The organism is Streptomyces sp. AP-93 (genome assembly GCF_022808175.1).
Lineage (GTDB): Bacteria > Actinomycetota > Actinomycetes > Streptomycetales > Streptomycetaceae > Streptomyces.
This window is the reverse complement of record NZ_JALGBX010000019.1, coordinates 1-16,871: the sequence shown is the minus strand read 5'-3', so window position 1 is coordinate 16,871 and position 16,871 is coordinate 1. Positions and strand designations below refer to the sequence as shown.

General features: G+C 72.1%; 14 protein-coding genes and 1 riboswitch. Of the genes, 8 read left to right on the top strand and 6 right to left on the bottom strand.

What is annotated here, in order from left to right; genetic code table 11:
* Window positions 1-190 precede the first annotated feature (190 nt).
* Both MTF69_RS27825 and MTF69_RS27820 read left to right on the top strand, forming a co-directional pair.
* Window positions 191-1,873 (top strand): FAD-dependent oxidoreductase, encoded by a 1,683-nt coding sequence (locus tag MTF69_RS27825; protein ID WP_279346368.1) that lies wholly within the window; start codon window positions 191-193, stop codon window positions 1,871-1,873.
* A 37-nt stretch (window positions 1,874-1,910) separates the two neighbouring features.
* On the top strand, window positions 1,911-2,735 hold the full coding sequence (locus MTF69_RS27820; RefSeq protein ID WP_243338907.1) for a helix-turn-helix domain-containing protein: 825 nt from the start codon (window positions 1,911-1,913) through the stop codon (window positions 2,733-2,735).
* Here MTF69_RS27820 and MTF69_RS27815 read toward each other — a convergent pair.
* Entirely contained in the window at window positions 2,721-3,143 is a 423-nt protein-coding gene (locus tag MTF69_RS27815) for a hypothetical protein (protein WP_243338906.1), read from the bottom strand. The two genes, MTF69_RS27820 and MTF69_RS27815, sit on opposite strands and share 15 nt — an antisense overlap.
* Before the next feature lie 319 nt (window positions 3,144-3,462).
* Here MTF69_RS27815 and MTF69_RS27810 point away from each other — a divergent pair, with 319 nt between their 5' ends.
* The 4 genes from MTF69_RS27810 to MTF69_RS27795 all read left to right on the top strand — a co-directional run bounded on the left by MTF69_RS27810 (window position 3,463) and on the right by MTF69_RS27795 (window position 7,777).
* Complete coding sequence (locus MTF69_RS27810) at window positions 3,463-4,509, top strand: hypothetical protein (RefSeq protein WP_243338905.1); 1,047 nt, start codon at window positions 3,463-3,465, stop codon at window positions 4,507-4,509.
* A complete protein-coding gene (locus MTF69_RS27805; protein WP_243338904.1) occupies window positions 4,506-5,066 on the top strand; it encodes a toxin-antitoxin system, toxin component in 561 nt (186 codons plus the stop codon). The genes MTF69_RS27810 and MTF69_RS27805 overlap by 4 nt, the downstream gene beginning before the upstream one ends.
* 103 nt (window positions 5,067-5,169) lie before the next feature.
* Window positions 5,170-6,591 carry an NAD(P)/FAD-dependent oxidoreductase gene (locus MTF69_RS27800; RefSeq protein WP_243338903.1) on the top strand — a complete coding sequence of 474 codons (1,422 nt, stop codon included), beginning with the start codon at window positions 5,170-5,172 and terminating at the stop codon, window positions 6,589-6,591.
* Between the two features lie 7 nt (window positions 6,592-6,598).
* Entirely contained in the window at window positions 6,599-7,777 is a 1,179-nt protein-coding gene (locus MTF69_RS27795; protein ID WP_243338902.1) for an MAB_1171c family putative transporter, read from the top strand.
* A gap of 67 nt (window positions 7,778-7,844) precedes the next feature.
* Here the strand turns inward: MTF69_RS27795 and MTF69_RS27790 are convergent, their stop codons facing one another.
* Together MTF69_RS27790 and MTF69_RS27785 are read right to left on the bottom strand one after the other, a co-directional pair.
* Window positions 7,845-9,347, bottom strand: a complete 1,503-nt coding sequence (locus tag MTF69_RS27790) for a peptide MFS transporter (protein ID WP_243338901.1) — start codon at window positions 9,345-9,347, stop codon at window positions 7,845-7,847.
* 160 nt (window positions 9,348-9,507) lie between these two features.
* Window positions 9,508-10,353, bottom strand: a complete 846-nt coding sequence (locus MTF69_RS27785; RefSeq protein ID WP_243339051.1) for a bifunctional 5,10-methylenetetrahydrofolate dehydrogenase/5,10-methenyltetrahydrofolate cyclohydrolase — start codon at window positions 10,351-10,353, stop codon at window positions 9,508-9,510.
* 136 nt (window positions 10,354-10,489) lie between these two features.
* A riboswitch (ZMP/ZTP riboswitch) is annotated at window positions 10,490-10,590 on the bottom strand.
* Between the two features lie 90 nt (window positions 10,591-10,680).
* Here MTF69_RS27785 and MTF69_RS27780 point away from each other — a divergent pair.
* The gene (locus MTF69_RS27780; protein ID WP_243338900.1) at window positions 10,681-11,442 is read left to right on the top strand and encodes a methyltransferase domain-containing protein; all 762 of its coding nucleotides are present in this window, start codon (window positions 10,681-10,683) and stop codon (window positions 11,440-11,442) included.
* A gap of 213 nt (window positions 11,443-11,655) precedes the next feature.
* Complete coding sequence (locus MTF69_RS27775) at window positions 11,656-13,227, top strand: RNA polymerase sigma factor (protein ID WP_243338899.1); 1,572 nt, start codon at window positions 11,656-11,658, stop codon at window positions 13,225-13,227.
* A 4-nt stretch (window positions 13,228-13,231) separates the two neighbouring features.
* Here MTF69_RS27775 and MTF69_RS27770 read toward each other — a convergent pair whose 3' ends face one another.
* From MTF69_RS27770 to MTF69_RS27760, 3 genes are all read right to left on the bottom strand, one after another.
* Complete coding sequence (locus MTF69_RS27770; protein WP_243338898.1) at window positions 13,232-15,064, bottom strand: hypothetical protein; 1,833 nt, start codon at window positions 15,062-15,064, stop codon at window positions 13,232-13,234.
* Window positions 15,061-16,122, bottom strand: a complete 1,062-nt coding sequence (locus MTF69_RS27765; protein WP_243338897.1) for an ATP-binding protein — start codon at window positions 16,120-16,122, stop codon at window positions 15,061-15,063. Before MTF69_RS27765 ends, MTF69_RS27770 begins: the two co-directional genes overlap by 4 nt.
* A gap of 121 nt (window positions 16,123-16,243) precedes the next feature.
* On the bottom strand, window positions 16,244-16,693 hold the full coding sequence (locus tag MTF69_RS27760; RefSeq protein ID WP_243338896.1) for an SRPBCC family protein: 450 nt from the start codon (window positions 16,691-16,693) through the stop codon (window positions 16,244-16,246).
* Window positions 16,694-16,871: the final 178 nt, after the last annotated feature.

The window sequence follows — 16,871 nt, the reverse complement described above, 5'->3', positions numbered from 1 at the left end:
GCCTAAGCTCCTGCGCCGGACGTGACTGTTACCGCCGGTAATGCCGATGGGTGTCGCCGGGTACCGAGGGAGCATCATCGTGACGCGCACAGGGAAATCCAGGCGCACCTTCATCGCGGGGGCCGCCGCCACCGCGGGCGCCTTATCCGCCGCCGGGGGCCTGGCCGCCCCCGCTGCAGCGGCCACGGCCATGTCCACCACCGCGGCAGCGGACGCGCGCCGCGTGGCCGTCCTCGGCGGCGGGGTCGCCGGCCTCACCGCCGCGCACGAACTGGCCGAACGCGGCTACGCCGTCACCGTGTACGAGCGGCGGGCGCTCGGCGGCAAGGCCCGCAGCATGGACGTGCCCGGCAGCGCCCGGGGCGGCCGCCGGCCGCTCCCCGCCGAGCACGGCTTCCGCTTCATCCCCGGGATCTACCACAACCTGCCGGACACCATGCGGCGCATCCCCTTCCCCGGCAACGCGAACGGCGTCTGGGACAACCTGGTCGCCCCGCGCGAGATGATGTTCGCCCGGGCGGCCGGCCGCGAGGACCTGCGGGCGCCCATCCCCTGGCCGGAGCACTCCCCCGCCGAGCTGACCCCCGACGAGCTGCGCCGTGCCCTGACCGGCATCCTCCAGACGCTGGTCCGCCTCCCGCTCCACGAGACGGCGTACTTCGTCGACCGCGCCCTGGTCTTCCTCACCAGCTGCGACGAGCGGCGCGACGGGCAGTGGGAGCGCACCCCGTGGTGGGAGTTCACCCGGGCCGCGCGGATGTCGAGCGAGTACCAGCGGATCCTCGCCATCGGCGTCACCCGCAACATCGTGGCCACCAAGGCCGAGGAGGCATCGACCCGTACCGTCGGCACGCTCGGCGAGGCCTTCGTCTTCAACCTGCTGGGCCGCGGCGCCGACGGCCCGCCGGACCGGATCCTGAACCTGCCCACCAACGAGGCGTGGATCGACCCGTGGGAGGCCCATCTGCGCACGCTGGGCGTGGAGTTCAAGATCGGGTGGACGGTGCGCGAGGTCCGGTACGGAGACGGCCGGGTGAGCGGGGTCCTCATCGAGGACCCGGCCGGAGCCGTGCGGACCGTCACCGCCGACCACTACGTCAGCGCACTGCCCGTCGAACACGCCCGCCGCACCTGGAGCCCGGCGCTGCGCGCGGCCGACCCGATGCTCGGACGGTGCGACCTGCTGCAGACGGACTGGATGACCGGCATCCAGTTCTACCTCACCGAGCGCGCACCCCTCGTACACGGTCACCTCAACTGCATCGACTCCCCCTGGTCGTTGACGGCGATCCAGCAGGCCGAACACTGGCCGTCGCGGGACTTCCCCGCCGACTACGGGGACGGCGCGGCCGTGGACTGCCTGTCGGTGGACATCTCCGAGTGGGACAAGCCCGGGATCCTCTACGGGAAGACGGCCAAGCAGTGCACCCGCGAGGAGGTCGCCCGCGAGGTGTGGGCGCAGCTGAAGGCCTCGCTCAACGACACCGGGAAGACCCTGCTGTCGGACGGCAAGCTGCACTCGTGGTTCCTGGACCCGGGGGTGGACGGGATCGGCACCCCCCGTCCGACCAATGAGGACCAGCTGCTGATCCACCCGACCGGGACCCTCCACAACCGGCCGAGCGCGGGCACCCGGATCCCGAACTTCTTCCTCAGCGGGGACTACGTGTCCGTCGACATCGACCTGGCGACGATGGAGGGGGCCAACGCCTCGGCCCGCGCGGCCGTCAACTCCCTGCTGGACAAGGATGGTTCACAGGCCCCCCGGTGCACCGTCCGGCCGCTGTACCGGGCCCCCGAGGTGGAGTCCGCCAAGCGGCACGACCTGTGGCGCTACCGTCTCGGTCTGCGGAACGTCTTCGACGTGGGGTGAACGGGCTGCGATCTCCCGGCTGGGCTACCGTCGCGGTATGACGACTGCTGCGCCGTTGACGGTAGGCGCCCTGCTGCGCACCTGGCGGGAGCGGCGCGGGCTCAGCCAGTTGGAACTGGCGGGCCGCGCCGACTCCTCCTCCCGGCACATCAGCTTCGTGGAGACGGGCCGGTCCCGGCCGAGCGAGGAGATGGTGCTGCGCCTCGCCGACCACCTGGACGTCCCGGTACGGGACCGCAACGCCCTTCTGGTGGCGGCGGGTTACGCACCCAGGTACGCCCACACCCCGCTGGACGACCCCTCGATGGCCGTGCTGCGCGAGGGGCTGGAGCGGCTGCTGACCGGCTACGAACCGTATCCGGCGCTGGTGGTGGACGCCACGTACGACGTGGTGGCCGCCAACCGGGGCATCCTGATGCTGATGGAGGGACTGCCGGAGCACCTGCTGTCCGGCCCCCTCAACGCGATGCGGCTGACCCTGCACCCGGAGGGCCTCGCTCCGCGGATCCACAACTTCCGCGAGTGGCGCGGACACCTGCTGGCCCAGATGGAGCGGCAGATCGCACTGGCCCGTTCGGCGCCGCTGCGCGCGCTCTACGAGGAGGTAGCGGCCTATCCGGTGCCCCCGGGGGCGGAGGGCCCCGGCGAAAACGGGCCGGACGGGGCGGGCGGGGCGGACGGGATCGTCGCGTACCTCGCGCTCCCCCTGCGGATCGAGCACGACGGGCACCTGCTCTCCTTCGTGTCCTCCATCTCGACCTTCAACACCCCCATGGACGTGACGGTCGCCGAGCTGGCCATCGAGACCCTCCTGCCGGCCGACCCGGCGACGGTGAAGTACCTGCGGTCACTGTCGCCCTGAACCCGCGCGCAGCGCGAGCTGCTGGAGGACGGCGAAGGAGGCGACGGTGAGCGCCTGCGCCGGGATCCACACCGCCCCGGCGGTGGTGGGCGTGAACCAGACGACGAGGGCGACGAGGCTGAGCGCGGCCCAGGCGTAGTTGCCTTCGATGACGAGCCTGACGGGGAAGACCGGGGGCCGCCGGCGCGAGGCCAGCAGGCCGACGCCCGCCCCGTAGAGCACCAGGAACACCCCGAGCCCCAGCAGCAGCCCCTGCCCGACGCCGAGCAGCCGACCGAGGGGTGCGGAGAAGGCCACGTAGGCGAGCCCGTTGCCGGTGGTGACGACGGAGTCGAGGGCGAGGAACCGGCGCAGCGCGGTCTGGGGAACGGCGGTGCGGGCTACGGCGGTGAGCAGGGTTGCGGACATGGCGGATCAGCCTCCGTCGAGGGTCGAATGCGCTGGTGGAGTACGGATGCCCGGGCCCCGGAGCCGAGTGCGCGGCCCCGGAACCCGATGCCTCCACTGTGCCGCCCGAGCCCCTGCCGGGTCGATTACCTCCGAGGTCATGGGCGTACGGCCGCGGCCACGGCCGTACGGGAGTTCGCCGCGGGGCGCCGTCCCCACGTTTTTTGAGCTGGACGGAAAGAAAGGTTGGGGTCCGCCCTGTCCTGCCACGGAACCGGGGGTTAGGCTTCACGCAGAGCAACCAGTTTGAACCTTCTCTCTACTGACGGAGAAATACCCGGTGCGAGCCGCCGACCGACCCGACCTCCGTGTGGTCCGGGCCCGTGTCGTGGCACTCGCCGAGCGGTGCGGCCAGGACCCGGCGCACGTGCTCGCAGTGGAGCGGCTCAGCCGGCTGTCCGGGGTCGAACCGGCTCGAGTGCCCCGGATCCTGGACGGCACCGCCGACGAGCTGCCGCTGTGCGAGCGGGTGCACCGGCGTTTCCTGCGGCTGCGCGCCACCCGCCGCGACAAGCACGGCCGGGAGTGGTCGCTCGCCGCCATAGCCGAGGACTTCGACGCCCCCGGCGCCTCCCTCGGCCCGCTCAACGCGGGCACCGGACTGCCCCGGCTCGGCCACGCGGCGGGCGTGCAGCGGTTCTTCGGGGTGTACGCCGGCTTCCTGCTCGCCGACAGCAAGAGCGCGGTCGAACGCGCCCTGGCCACGGCCGGGTCCGGGCCCGGGGGCCGGCCGGAAGGCGCCGCGGACGACCTCGAGCGCCTCTCGTACCTCACCGGCATCACTCCGCAGGACATCCGGCTCACGCTCGACGGCAGACCGCCCCGGCTCCCGCTGAAGGAACAGGTGCGCCGCCGCTTCGAGCACCTGCGCCACACCCGGCCCCGGGAGGACGGGCAGGCCCACTCCCTCTCCGCCATCGCCGGCTCCTTCGACGCCTCGGGCCAGTCGCTGACCCGCCTCACCCAGGGCGAGGGGCTCCCCAACCTCGCGGCGGCCGCCGGGATCCAGCGCTTCTACGGGGTCGAGAGCGGCTTCCTGCTGGCCGACGACACCGAGGCGCTGGCCTGCGCCCTCGCCGGGATCGAGCGCGAGCTGGAATCCGCGGAGCGGCCCGCCGAGAACCCGATGCTCGCCGTGATGCGGGCGCACGACGTGCGCAGCATCGTGACCCGGGCGGGCCGGCTCTCCCCGGCCGGCTGGAAGTCGCTGGCGAACCACCTGGACGATCTGCTGGCGCGGGAAGGGCAATGGGGCCACCCGGCCGTCCCCCGCCCGCCGGGCGCCGCCGACGACATCGACCGCAGTGCCGAAGGGGGAACGCGATGAGGACGACACGAGCCATGCGCAAGCTCGGAAACGATCTGTTGGCGGCGGCGCGCCTGACTCCGAGCACGGACGCCCCCGGCATCATCGGGAGCCTGTGCGCCGCCTACGGGAGCGGCCGCGACCGGCCGGTGCAGTTCCGGTTCGCCGTCTTCCCGCCCGACACGGCCAGCGGGCTGTGGCTGGAGATGGAGGACCGCGACCTCCTCGTCATCGAGGAGCGCACCCGGCCCGAGCACCAACTCGTCATCGCCTGCCACGAGCTGTGGCACCTGGACGAGGGAACCTGCGACCAGCACGGCCAGGGCATGGCGGTGGCCGCCCGGCTGACCGGCCGGGGCGGCCGCCTGACGGAGCTGCTGCACTCCGAGGACGGGCTGAGCACCGTGCTGCGGCAGGCGGCCGCCCGGGCCGACCGCAGCGATCCCGCGGAGATCCGGGCGGAGACCTTCGGCCTGCACCTCGGAAAGATCCTCAAGACCTTCCTGCCGCCGCCCCGGGAAGAGCAGGTACCCGAGGCGATCGAGCGCATCAAGACCTCGTTCGGCTGTGGACGTTGAGCGGGCCCCGGCCCACGCCCCCGGCGGCTGACCACCGCCTTCCCGCCGACGCACCTACTCCGCCGATGCGCACGCGCACGGCCCTGACAGAGAGCACCACACGATGACCCAGTCTTCCCCGCCCCGCCACGCCGTCGTCATCGGGGGCAGCATGGCCGGCCTCCTGGCGGCCGCCGTCCTCGCCGAGCACGCGACGGTCACCATCATCGACGCCGACACCCTGCCGGAGCTCCCGGAGCCCCGGCGCGGACTGCCGCAGGCCCGCCACGTCCACGTCATGTGGTCGGGTGGCGCCCGCGCCATCGAGGACATCCTGCCGGGCATCATGGAGGACTGGACGGCAGCGGGCGCGATCCGCCGCAGCCTGCCCAGCGACCTGGTCACCAAGACCGCCCAGGGCTGGATCCCGCGCTACGGGGAGAAGCAGTTCAACGTCTCCTGCAGCCGCGACCTCCTCGACTCGGTGGTCCGCGCCCGGGTGATCGCCCTGGAAGGGGTCTCCACCCTCCAGCGCAGCCGGGTCCGCTCCCTGGAGGGCACCGCCGCCCGGGTCACCGGCGTCCGCGTCGACACCCCTGAGGAGGAGGGCCGGCTGATCACCGCCGACCTGGTGGTCGACGCGAGCGGCCGCGGCTCCCGGGCCCGCGCCTGGCTCCAGGCGCTCGGCGTGGACGGCATCCGGCAGGCGGAGGTCGACTCCGGCCTGGTCTACGCGACCAGGATCTTCGAGGCCCCCGCCGGAGCCCACGAGCTGGGCTTCCCCATCGTCAACGTGCAGTCCGACCCCCGGGTCGCGGTCCCCGGTCAGACCGCGACGATCGTCCCCATCGAGAACGGCCAGTGGCAGGCCACCCTCTCCGGGACCCGGGGCGGCCAGCCCACCGCCGACCCCGACGAGTTCATCCCGTTCGCCAAGGGCATCCGCGACCCGATCGTCGGCGAGCTCCTGGAGGGCAGGAAGCCGCTCACCGACGTCGCGGTCACCCAGGGCACCGCCAATCGCCGGATCTTCTTCGAGAAGGCCGACCTCCCCGGCGGCTTCTTCGCCGTCGGCGACTCGGTCGCCACCTTCAACCCGCTCTACGGCCAGGGCATGACGGTCGCGGCCAAGGGCCTGCTGGCCGTCCGCGCCCTGCTGCGCGCCAAGAGCCTGGCCCACCCCCCCATCGGCATGGAGGCGCAGCGCGCCCTCGCGCCGCAGGTGGCCACCGCCTGGGAACTCGCCACCTCCCAGGACATCCTGTACCCGGGCGCCACCGGTATGGAGCCGCGCGCCGGCGCCGGCCTGCTCAATTCCTACGTCTCCCGGCTGATGACCGGTGCCACCACCAAGGAGGAGCTGACCGCCGCCTTCCTGGAGGTCATCACCATGAGCAGCCCGCCCACCCACTGGGTCAAGCCGTCGGTGGTCTGGCAGGTCCTGCGCGCCTCGGAGCGGGGCGCGCTCCAGGCCCCGCCGCTGACCGCCGCCGAGCGCGCCGTCGCGGGGCTCGACCAAGAGGCCGACCCCGTCGAAGCCCGCTAGGCGCCCGATGGCGGACGGGCTCATCCTCTACGTTCCGGGGTTCGTGATCGTCCTGGCACTGGTCATCAAGGCTCCGACGCTGCGCCGTGGCTGGGACCAGCCGCTGATGCGTGCCGTGTGCACGCTGCTCGTCGTCGGTTCCCTCGCCATGTTCCTGTCCGGTCCGCCGACGATCGCCGCGGTCAACCGTCTCACCGGCGTCGTCAACTTCTCCGCCCCCCTGGTCTACAGCACGCTCACCGCGTTCTCCGCGTCGTGCATCGTGCTGATCCTGCACTGGGGCGGCGGCCCGACCCCGGGGGTCCGCCGGGCCACCCGGATCACGGTGATCGCGTACGGCGCCGTCGTCGTGACGATCGTCTTCCTGTTCGCGAAGGGGGACGCCCCGGTCGAGCGGCTGCGCGACCTGGACACGTACTACGCCAACACCCCGTGGATGCGCGAGATGATCGCCCTCTACCTGGCCGCGCACACCGTCGGCAGCACGGCGCTGACCCTGCTGTGCTGGAAGTGGCTGCGTCGTGTGGACCCGGCGCTGCGAGCGCTGCGCACCGGGCTGGCGCTGCTCATGTCCGGCATGGTGATGGACGTGGGCTATCTCGTCGCGAAGTGGGCGGCGGTCGGCGCCTGCTGGTCCGGCCGGAACTGGGACGGCCTGTCCACCCACCTGGCGCCGCCGCTCGCCTCCGCGGCGGCGTTGCTCGTCGGAACCGGGTTCATCGTGCCCCTGGTCGGCGGATCGGCGGCCTGGCGGGAGCTCAGCCAGTACCGCCGGCTGCGTCCGCTGTGGAAGGCCCTGCACGGATTCGCCGCATCCAGTGTGACGACGGTGCCGCTGACGTGGTGGTCCCCCGTCGGGATCCGGCTGATCCACCGCGAATCGGTGATCGATGACGGGCTGCTGGCGCTCGCCTCCTGGTTCGACCCCGCCGTGCGGAGCGAGGCCTACGAGGCCGCGCTGGCCCAGGGCCGGTGCGAGCGGGGCGCCGCCCTGGTGGCGGACGCGGCCGTACTCGCGGCCGCGTGCCGGCGGCGGGCCGCCGCCGGCCGGGTGGAACCAGGCCCCGGGGCCGGTCCCGCCGAGCCCTGCCGCCTCGGCGGCCAGCCGCTGACGGAGCTGGCCCGGGAGTTCCACACCTCGCCCATCGTGGCGGAAGCCCGCCGCCGGGCCACGGCCCTCGTCTGAGACCGGACGCCGGGACGAGCGGGAGGAGCGGGAGGAGACGGTCGGGCCGCCACGTCAGGCCGACACGTCAGGCCGCCACCGCCACCGTCTCGCGAGCGGCGGCCGCCTCGCCCGTCAGGACCTTGAGCCGCTTGGTGAAGAAGACCATCACCGCACCCGCCGCGATCACCATGGCGCCCTGCCACAGGAAGTTCCAGCTCTGGCCGATGACCGCGTCGAGCCGGGGCAGCTGCGCGCCGATCGCGTCTCCGGTGGCGGCGGCGAGGAACCAGACGCCCATCATCTGGTTGGTGAAGGCCCGCGGGGCGAGCTTCGTGGTGACCGAGAGGCCCACCGGGCTCAGGCACATCTCGCCCATCACCTGGATCACGTACACGCCCACCAGCCACATCAGCGAGACCTTGACCCCGCTGGAGGCGATGGCCGCGGCGCCCGACATGACCACGAACGAGGCGCCGGTCAGCAGCAGCGCCAGGCCGAACTTGAAGGGGGTGCTCATGTGCTTGCCCCGGCGCACCCAGAAGGCGGCGAAGACGGGGGCCAGGATGATCACGAACAGCGAGGGCAGCGACTGGGTCCAGCTCGCCGGGATGTGCCAGCCGAGCAGGGACAGGTCGGTCTTCTGGGCGGCGAACAGGTTCAGCTCGTTGCCCATCTGGTCGTAGACCAGCCAGAACAGCGTGGCGGCCAGGAAGAGCCAGACGTAGGCCCGCAGCCGGGTCTTCTCGACGCGGTCGATCTTGGGGCTGCGGTACATCGAGAGCAGCACGCCCGCGGGGACCACCACGGCGACCACCGTCAGCACGAAGGTGATGTTGTCGATGCTCAGCGCGTGCGAGGCGGCCAGCAGGGTGATCAGTACGGCGGTGAAGACCAGGCCGTACGAGGAGGACTTGCGCACCTTGGCCCGCTCGGCGGGGGTGAGCCGGACCACGGGCTCCGCGCGCAGCTGCTCCGACAGGCGGCGGCCGCCGAGGACGTACTGGACCAGGCCGAGGGCCATGCCGACGGCGGCGGCGCCGAAGCCGAGGTGCCAGTTGACCTCCTCGCCGAGGTAGCCGACGACGAGCGGGGCGATGACGGCGCCGAGGTTGATGCCCATGTAGAAGATCGAGTACCCGGCGTCGCGCCGCTGGTCGTCGTCGGCGGCGTACAGCCGGCCGACCAGCGCGGAGATGTTCGGCTTGAGCAGGCCGGTGCCGATGACGATGAGGACCAGGCCGGGCCAGACGAAGACCGGGTTCGGGACGGCCATCAGGACGTGGCCGGCCATGATGACCACACCGCCCCACAGGACGGCCCGCCGGGCGCCGAGGAACCGGTCGGCGATCCAGCCGCCGGGCAGCGCCAGCAGCGAGATCATGGCCATGTAAACGCCTTCCACGGCCTCCGCGGTGCCCTCGTGGAGGCCCATGCCCCCCTGGCCCCGGGAGGCGGCGAGGAAGTGCACGAGGATGGCGACCATGCCGTAGAGGCTGAAGCGCTCCCACAGCTCGGCGAGGACGAGGGTGGCGAGCCCGCGCGGGTGGCGCTTCCCGCCCGCCGCCGACGCGTCCGGTGCTGCGTCCAACGCCGGGGGCTCCTGCATATCCATCGAAGGCTTCACATATTCAGTGGAGCCCTCCCGCGCCGGCCCCGGATCGTCCTTTCGGCCCGTTACCGGGGGAAACGGAACGCCCCGGACCGAAGGGCCCGGGGCGTTCGTCGTACGGGATCGGTGCCGGCGCGGGTCAGAGGTCCGCGAGGGCCAGGCCGGCCTGCGCGGCGGCGGCCTGGACGGTCTGCTCCAGCAGCACGGCGATGGTCATCGGGCCGACGCCGCCCGGTACCGGGGTGATCAGCGAGGCGCGGGCGGCGGCCGACTCGAAGTGGACGTCGCCGACGTTGCCCTCGTTGTAGCCGGCGTCCAGGACCACGGCGCCCGGCTTGATGTCCTCGCCGCGGATGAACTCGGCCTTGCCGACGGCGGCGACCAGGACGTCCGCCTGGCGGACGATGGACGGCAGGTCCACGGTGCGGGAGTGGCAGTAGGTGACGGTGGCGTTCTGCTCCAGCAGCAGCATCCCGGCGGGCTTGCCCAGGATCGCGCTGCGGCCGACGACCACGGTGTGCTTGCCGGTCAGGTCCACGTCGTAGGCCTCCAGCAGGCGCATGATGCCGCCGGGGGTGCAGGAGACGAAGCCCGGCAGTCCGAAGCCCATGGCGGCGAAGGAGTGCATGGTGACCCCGTCGACGTCCTTGCCCGGGGCGATCGCCTCAAAGGCGGCGCGCTCGTCGATGTGGTGCGGGACGGGGTGCTGGAGCAGGATGCCGCTGATCTCCGGGTCCTCGGAGAGCGCGGTCAGGGTGGCGACGAGCTCCTCGGTGGTCGCCCTGGCCGGCAGCTCCACGTGGCGGGAGGTGATCCCGGCCTTGGCGCAGCGGTTCTGCTTCATGCGGACGTAGGTGACGGAAGCAGGGTCCTCGCCGACGAGCACGGTCGCCAGACAGGGCGCGGTGCCGGTGCGCTCGGTGATCTTCGCGGCGTACTCGGCGGTCCGCTCCGAGATGCGGCGGGCGAGGGCGGTGCCGTCCATCAGCACGGCGGTCCGCTCCGGCTGGTCGCCGGGGGCTCCGGGGGCGGCCTGGGCGGCGGGGACGGCCGGGGTGGCGGAAACGGTCGGTGCAGTCGTCTGAGTTGTCATCGGGGCTCCTGAGCGTCGCTGCGGGATCGCGGTTCGCCCAGGCGCGCGGCAGTCGGCGTACGGGACACGGGAGTACGCCGGGCCGCTCCCCGGTGGTGATCCACCCGAACGCCAGTCACGGCCCGCCGCCCAGTGTAGGCGAACGCCGGGGAGGCCCGGCGTGGGCCCCGGCCCCGCAATCCGGTGGATGACCGGGGCCGGACCTGGGACGATCGAGACATGACGCGCACTTTCGACCATCTCGTCGCGGAAGCGGAGTCCGTCTCCGTGGACGGCTGGGACTTCTCCTGGCTCGACGGCCGCGCCACCGAACAACGCCCCTCCTGGGGCTACCAGGGCCTCCTGGCGCGACGCCTGGCGCAGGCCGGCTCCGCCCTGGACATCCAGACCGGCGGCGGGGAGGTGCTCGCCGGAGCCGGGCCCCTGCCCCGGCTGACGGTGGCCACCGAGTCGTGGCCGCCGAACGTCGACAGGGCGACAAGGCTCCTGAACCCGCTCGGCGCGGTGGTGGTCGTGGACTCCGACGAGCCGCCGCTGCCGTTCGGCGACGAGTCCTTCGAGTTCGTCGCCAGCCGGCATCCGGTCACGATCTGGTGGGAGGAGATCGCGCGGGTGCTGAAGCCCGGTGGCACGTACCTCTCCCAGCAGGTCGGCCCGGCGAGCGTTTTCGAGCTCGTGGAGTACTTCCTGGGACCGCAGCCGCAGGAGGTCCGGCGGGCCCGGCACCCCGACGACGCGGTCGCCGAGGCCACGAAGGCGGGGCTGGAGGTGGTCGATCTGCGCTCCGAGCGACTGCGGACGGAGTTCCACGACATCGGAGCCGTGATCTACTTTCTACGGAAGGTGATCTGGATGGTGCCGGGCTTCACGGTCGGGCAGCATCGGGACCGGTTGCGCGAGCTGCACGAACAGATCGAGCACGAAGGCCCGTTCGTCGCACACACCGCCCGTTTTCTCATCGAGGCCCGCAAAACGGGCTGACAAAACGGGCGGACGCGACCACCCGCGACCGGTTCCCCGGTCACAGCGTGGCGCAGGTCACTCAATTCAGCGCGTAACGAATCTACTCGGGCATGCGATGAACCGACAGGTGTCCTCGTGCGGCCCGGAATACAGACCCCCCTCGGGTCTGTTTCCCGAGTTCGCGCGATGATGTCCCGCCACCCCTTATCTGTTCGCAACGAGAGGCTCCTTGTGTCGCTCAGCCCGTCCCGTACGTTCCCCACGGAGATCGCCGAATCCGAGGCCCTGGTCGCGCTTGTCGAGCGTGGCCGCGAGCAGGGTCACATCAACGGTGATGACGTGCGCCAGGCCTTCGAGGCCGGCCGCATCCCGGTGGACCAGTGGAAGCGGGTCCTGCGCAGCCTGAACCAGGTCCTGGACGAGGAGGGTGTCGCGCTGCACGTCAGCGCCGCACCCGCCACGAAGGCTGCCGCCAAGAAGCCGCGCAAGGCGGCCGCCGCCCCGGCGCGCGTCGCCAAGAAGGCCGCCGCCCCGCCGCGCCTCATCGGTGCGCGCAAGACGGCTGCCACCACCCCCGCCGCGGCGATATCCGACCCGTCGGCCTCCGGCACCGAGGAGGAGGTGGCGGCCGAGGCCGCCGCCGCGCCGAAGAAGCGGACGGTCAAGAAGACCGCCGTGAAGAAGACCGCCGTGAAGAAGACGGCCGCCACGAAGAAGACCGCCAAGGACGGCGACGAGGGCGACGCCCCCGTGGCCGAGGGCGAGGACTGGGCGGCCGAGGACCTGGACGAGGGCGACGAGAAGGAGACGCCCAAGACGGGCGGCAGCGCCGGCTTCGTCCTGTCCGACGACGACGAGGACGACGCCCCGGCCCAGACCGTCATGGTCGCCGGCGCCACCGCCGACCCCGTCAAGGACTACCTCAAGCTCATCGGCAAGGTGCCGCTGCTCAACGCCGAGCAGGAGGTGGAGCTCGCCAAGCGCATCGAGGCCGGCCTCTTCTCCGAGTACAAGCTCGAAGAGGAGGAGGACCACAAGCCCGCGTTCAAGCGCGAGCTGGAGATCCTCGTCGAGGACGGCCGCCGGGCCAAGAACCACCTGCTGGAGGCCAACCTCCGCCTCGTGGTCTCCCTCGCCAAGCGCTACACCGGCCGCGGCATGCTCTTCCTGGACCTGATCCAGGAGGGCAACGTCGGTCTGATCCGCGCCGTGGAGAAGTTCGACTACACCAAGGGCTTCAAGTTCTCCACGTACGCGACCTGGTGGATCCGGCAGGCGATCACGCGTGCCATGGCCGACCAGTCGCGCACCATCCGCATCCCCGTCCACATGGTCGAGATCATCAACAAGCTGGCCCGCGTCCAGCGCCAGATGCTCCAGGACCTCGGCCGGGAGCCCACTCCGGAGGAGCTGGGCAAGGAACTCGACATGACCCCCGAGAAGGTCATCGAGGTCCAGAAGTACGGCCGCGAGCCGATCTCCCTGCACACCCCGCTGGGTGAGGAGGGCGACAGCGAGTTCGGTGACCTCATCGAGGACTCCGAGGCGGTCGTGCCGGCCGACGCGGTCTCCTTCACCTTCCTCCAGGAGCAGCTCCAGTCCATCCTGGGCACGCTCTCGGAGCGCGAGGCGGGCGTGGTCTCCATGCGCTACGGCCTCAACGACGGCCAGCCGAAGACCCTCGACGAGATCGGCCGCGTGTACGGGGTCACCCGTGAGCGCATCCGCCAGATCGAGTCGAAGACCATGTCGAAGCTCCGCCACCCGTCGCGCTCGCAGGTGCTGCGCGACTACCTCGACTAAACCGTCAGGTCAGTCGGAAGACCGGCCCTCGGGGCGTGAACGGCAGGGAGGCACCCTGCGGGATCAGATAGGCGTGCTCGCGCCGGATCCGCAGGGTGTCGCACCCGCCGTCCGTGATCACGAGGACCGGGGCGCCGGGCGGGAAGTCCTCCGCCCGGTGCAGCAGGTCGATGCCCGGTTGCAGGACCGTGCCGCCCCGGCCGCGCACCCGCACCCTCCCGGCGATCTCGGTCGGTGGCAGATAGCCCGCGTCGTGCGGCGCCGCGTCGCAGAACACGACGCGGGCCGCCGGTACGTCGCGGGCTTCCGCGTACGAGGCGATGGCGCCGAGCGCCTTGCCGAGCAGGGCGGCGTTCATCGACCCCGAGGTGTCCAGCACCACCCCGAAGGTGCAGCGGGCCACCTCCTCGGGCGGGAAGTGCCGGCCCGCGCGCGGGATGTCCGGGGTGGAGGCCTGGCGGCGGGCCGGGCGGGCGTAGGACCGTACGGCGACGGGCCGCGGCACGTACGCGTCGAACCAGCGGGCGAGCGCCGCGTCCCAGGGCACGGGAGGGTGAGCCAGCGCCCGGATCTCCTGGATCAGCCCGGCGGGCAGCAGGCCGCGTTCCCCGTACGCGTGCAGGTCGAAGCCCTGGACGAGGCCGCGCCGGTAGAAGTCGTCCAGGTCCGTGTACGGGCAGCTCGCCGGGTGGGGCAGCGGCTCGCCCAGGATGTCCCCGCGGCCCTTGCCGCGCAGGGTGGCGAGGCGGCGCATGCGGCGCAGGTCGGTGGTGATCCGGTCGTAGACCTCCTCGACGGAGAGGTCACCCAGCGCCGGGTCGTAGAGCAGTCCCTCGGGCATCTCGCCGACGTCCATCTCCACGAGCCAGCCGTTGACCACGTAGTCGGCGGCCACGTTGTGCAGGTACGGGTCGCGGGCGCCGCGGCGCTCCCCGTGGCGCAGGGCGGCGTGCAGCATCTCGTGGGCCAGGATGAACCGCCATTCCCCGTCGGCGAAGCTGCGCAGCGGGTTGATGTAGATCTCCCCGGCGCTCGCGCTGACGGCGGCGATGTCGATGCCCTGGGCACGGGCCAGTTCGGCGTCGGCGACGATCCTCAGGCCCGCGGCGAGGCCGCCGAGCAGCGGGTAGGAGGAGACGAACCAGTTCAGGGCCCGGTCCCACGGGTGGAGCCGCACGTGCTCCCCGGTGACCCGGTCGCGGCGACCGCCGGCCACGTCCATGGCCGCCGAGACGCTGCGGGTCAGGGCGTGCGCGAAGGCGGTCTCCCAGTCGGGGACGGCGGTGGTCCACGCCCGCCAGGGCACCAGGACCTGGTCGGGGTGTTCCCCGGCGGTGCCGCAGTGCTCGTGGGTGGCGGGGACGCCGTCGCGGCGCCAGCGGGCGGCGAGCAGGTCCTCGTCGCCGCCGGGGTGTTCGGCGGGCAGGTGGTCCGGGATCCAGCCCGGCGCGAAGCTCGCCAGGAAGCGGTTGACGACGGCGCAGCGGGCGGCCAGGTCGAAGCGGTCCGGCTGGGGCCGGTGCTCGTCCTTGGCCGCGGGGACGTGTCCGAAGCCGAGGTGGAGCAGGGCATGGGAGAGGGTCCAGGCCCATGCCTCGGGCGTGGCGCGCCGGGTGGGGTGGACGTGGACGGTGCCGTTCGAGTCCACGGCGGCCAGTCCCCCGGCGGGGGTGTCCGCGCACTTGGCCTGGCGGCAGATGCCGGCGGAGACGGCGGCGAGGGCGGGGTTCCGCTTGACCAGGGCGAGGCCCTCGGCGAAGGCCTGGTCGGCCGGGTCGGGCTTGGCGTTGCCGCTCTTCTTGCGGGCGGTGCGGGTGGTGCGGGCGGTGCGGGTCACCGGCGGGCCTCGACCAGGCGCGGCATGTCGCGGGCCGCCTCGACGAGGAACCAGGCGGGCAGCACGGGCAGGCCGTCGGCGTCGTCGGCGATGACGGTCTGGGCGACCTCGACGGAGATCTCGGCGAGCTGGACGAGGAGGGACTTGGCCCGGTACGCGGTCTGCCGGACGGCGGGCGAGACGTGTTCGCGCCGTTCGGGCAGCTCCTTGACCAGTCGGCCCCGGAAGGCGTCGGCCAGGTAGTAGAGCAGGTCGCGGTCGGCGAGGCGGGTGGGCCAGTTCGCGTCGCCCTTCATGATCGCCTCGATGCCGAAGGAGTGGCGGACGATCTTCGCGTAGCCGCAGAAGGAGACGGCATGCGCCGGGGTGAGGGTGCCGTGCGCGATCACCTTGAGGGTCGTCTCGTCCAGCCCGGCGCCGAAGGAGTGCAGGGCGTCCGAGAGCATGTGCCAGGAGCGCGGCGTGGAGAAGGGCTCCTCCGTCTTGGGCGGCTGCGACCACAGGTGGTCGGGCCGGTCGGTGAGGTAGTCGGTGACCCACGGGTGGACACCGTGCTCGCCGGCCCAGACCAGCCAGTCCCCGGCGGAGGCGTTCAGGTGGACGTGGGTGAGCCGGTTGACGAGCGCGGAGGCGATGGGGCGGGCCAGGGCGTTGTCGGTGGCCCGGTTGCCCGCGCCGATGACGATGGAGCCCGCGGGCAGCTCGTAGGAGCCGATCCGCCGGTCGAGGATCAGGGAGTAGAAGGCCTTCTGCACGTCCGGGCTCGCGGCGTTGAGCTCGTCGAGGAACAGGCAGTACGGCTCGTCGCGGGCGATGGCCTCGGGCGGGCAGAACACGGAACGCCCGTCACGGATCTGCGGTACCCCGATCAGGTCCTCGGGCGCGAGCTGCGTACCGAGCAGGCTCACGCACTCCAGTCCCAGCGAGTCGGCGAACTTCCGCACGAGCGAGGACTTGCCGATGCCGGGCGCCCCCCAGAGGAACACGGGCCGCACGGTGGCGAGCCCGAGGAGCAGTTCGGGAAGCTGGGCGGGGGTGACGGTGACGGCAGCCTGCACGGGTGGGGATGTCCTTAGGGAGTACGGGTCCGGGTACGGATACGCGGTGCGCGGTGCGCCCAGTGTGGGCGCACCGCATGTCCCGGAGCATCCGGTTTTTCCCGGGGCGTCCCCGCGGAACTCAGGCCGCGGAGTGCTCCAGCAGGTGCTTGAGCTTCTCCTCGCTCCGCGGCATCTCCTTGCGGATCATGGGCTTGACCGCGAGCGGGACGAGCGCCCTGCCCAGGCCGTGGCCCTCGAAGTCCACGGCGATGGTCACGCGCGAGCGGGTGCCGCCGTCGAGGGGTTCGATGCGGCCCCGCACGTCCGGCCGGACCGGCCCGTCGACGCCGTGGAAGTGCCAGCTCCTCGGCGGATCCATTTCCACGACCTCCATGGTCGTGGGGATCGCACGACGGCCGATCTGCCGGGTGACAAGAACTTTCGAACCGACGTGGACGGGAAGATCGCCGATCGGCACGGCCGACACGGCACTGTCCTGCCACTCCGGCAGGTGCGTGGGGTCCGTGATGTACGAGTAGACGTCCTCGGGACTGCGGTCTATGTCGATGCTGTTGCTGATCGCGGACATGGCGACCCCTTGGAGCCCCCCTGATGGACTCTGCTTCCAACGTACGCCCGGGGCAGGCGGCCGCGCGATGCCTCCGGACGGGGGCGGATCCGCGTGGTGTCCTAGATGAATGAGTCCAAGGGGTGTCGTTGCGGTCAGTGATCGTAGGCGGTTAGTGACCGCTTGACTGGTTGATCGG

Bases quoted from the DNA above. Each gene is read 5' to 3' on its own strand.
- MTF69_RS27825 (WP_279346368.1), top strand. From the start codon at position 191: ATGTCCACCACCGCGGCAGCGGACGCGCGCCGCGTGGCCGTCCTCGGC.
- MTF69_RS27820 (WP_243338907.1), top strand. From the start codon at position 1,911: ATGACGACTGCTGCGCCGTTGACGGTAGGCGCCCTGCTGCGCACCTGG.
- MTF69_RS27815 (WP_243338906.1), bottom strand. From the start codon at position 3,143: ATGTCCGCAACCCTGCTCACCGCCGTAGCCCGCACCGCCGTTCCCCAG.
- MTF69_RS27805 (WP_243338904.1), top strand. From the start codon at position 4,506: ATGAGGACGACACGAGCCATGCGCAAGCTCGGAAACGATCTGTTGGCG.
- MTF69_RS27800 (WP_243338903.1), top strand. From the start codon at position 5,170: ATGACCCAGTCTTCCCCGCCCCGCCACGCCGTCGTCATCGGGGGCAGC.
- MTF69_RS27795 (WP_243338902.1), top strand. From the start codon at position 6,599: ATGGCGGACGGGCTCATCCTCTACGTTCCGGGGTTCGTGATCGTCCTG.
- MTF69_RS27785 (WP_243339051.1), bottom strand. From the start codon at position 10,353: ATGGACGGCACCGCCCTCGCCCGCCGCATCTCGGAGCGGACCGCCGAG.
- MTF69_RS27780 (WP_243338900.1), top strand. From the start codon at position 10,681: ATGACGCGCACTTTCGACCATCTCGTCGCGGAAGCGGAGTCCGTCTCC.
- MTF69_RS27760 (WP_243338896.1), bottom strand. From the start codon at position 16,693: ATGTCCGCGATCAGCAACAGCATCGACATAGACCGCAGTCCCGAGGAC.